The sequence below is a fragment of the Myroides sp. WP-1 genome (assembly GCF_014145635.1).
Classification (GTDB): Bacteria; Bacteroidota; Bacteroidia; order Flavobacteriales; family Flavobacteriaceae; genus Flavobacterium.
In genome coordinates this window covers 1-1,531 of the sequence record NZ_JACHTC010000055.1, presented here as the reverse complement: position 1 = coordinate 1,531, position 1,531 = coordinate 1, and the positions used below count along the sequence as shown (strand labels likewise).

The window sequence follows — 1,531 nt, the reverse complement described above, 5'->3', positions numbered from 1 at the left end:
ATTACGTGTAATTATTTGACGGTACCGTAAGAATAAGGATCGGCTAACTCCGTGCCAGCAGCCGCGGTAATACGGAGGATCCGAGCGTTATCCGGAATTATTGGGTTTAAAGGGTTCGTAGGCGGTTTAGTAAGTCAGTGGTGAAATCTTGCAGCTTAACTGTAAAATTGCCGTTGATACTGCTAAACTTGAATAGTATGGAAGTAATTAGAATATGTAGTGTAGCGGTGAAATGCTTAGATATTACATGGAATACCAATTGCGAAGGCAGATTACTACGTACTTATTGACGCTGATGAACGAAAGCGTGGGTAGCGAACAGGATTAGATACCCTGGTAGTCCACGCCGTAAACGATGGATACTAGCTGTTCGGTCTTCGGATTGAGTGGCTAAGCGAAAGTGATAAGTATCCCACCTGGGGAGTACGTTCGCAAGAATGAAACTCAAAGGAATTGACGGGGGCCCGCACAAGCGGTGGAGCATGTGGTTTAATTCGATGATACGCGAGGAACCTTACCAAGGCTTAAATGTAGATTGACAGGTTTAGAGATAGACTTTTCTTCGGACAATTTACAAGGTGCTGCATGGTTGTCGTCAGCTCGTGCCGTGAGGTGTCAGGTTAAGTCCTATAACGAGCGCAACCCCTATTGTTAGTTGCCAACGAGTAATGTCGGGAACTCTAGCAAGACTGCCGGTGCAAACCGTGAGGAAGGTGGGGATGACGTCAAATCATCACGGCCCTTACGTCTTGGGCTACACACGTGCTACAATGGCCAGTACAGAAAGCAGCTACCAGGCAACTGGATGCGAATCTCAAAAGCTGGTCTCAGTTCGGATTGGAGTCTGCAACTCGACTCTATGAAGCTGGAATCGCTAGTAATCGGATATCAGCCATGATCCGGTGAATACGTTCCCGGGCCTTGTACACACCGCCCGTCAAGCCATGGAAGCTGGGGGTACCTGAAGTCGGTCGCCGCAAGGAGCTGCCTAGGGTAAAACTAGTGACTGGGGCTAAGTCGTAACAAGGTAGCCGTACCGGAAGGTGCGGCTGGAACACCTCCTTTCTAGAGAAAAAAAGGAGTTGGTTTATTTTACTCTCGCTGTTTGTTCAAATAAAAGATAAGTAATATACAGAGTCTCGTAGCTCAGCTGGTTAGAGTACTACACTGATAATGTAGGGGTCGGCAGTTCGAGTCTGCCCGGGACTACTCAGTATTACAAAAGGAAATTCTAGAGGTTGCGCTAACCGTAAAAACGACAGTTCACGGTTAACTGTAAACTTAAACGGGGGATTAGCTCAGCTGGCTAGAGCGCCTGCCTTGCACGCAGGAGGTCATCGGTTCGACTCCGATATTCTCCACGAGTTCGAAAGGACAAAACGATCATTGACATATTGTAACGACAAATACAGTTAGATAGTAATAATATTATTATTTAAACAAAAATTTTATAGAAAGTACGATTCGAAAGAATTGTAAGCACATAAGCAAAATAAGGGCGTATGGGGAATGCCTAGGCTCTCAGAGGCGA

2 tRNA genes and 1 rRNA gene are annotated in these 1,531 nt (G+C 46.2%); all 3 read left to right on the top strand.

The annotated features are described in order from the left end of the window. Positions 1-1,065, top strand: a 16S ribosomal RNA gene (locus H4K33_RS16265); the annotation flags it as partial. A gap of 70 nt (positions 1,066-1,135) precedes the next feature. After that, positions 1,136-1,209, top strand: a tRNA-Ile gene (locus tag H4K33_RS16260). Positions 1,210-1,287: 78 nt separating this feature from the next. Beyond that, positions 1,288-1,361, top strand: a tRNA-Ala gene (locus H4K33_RS16255). Positions 1,362-1,531 lie beyond the last annotated feature (170 nt).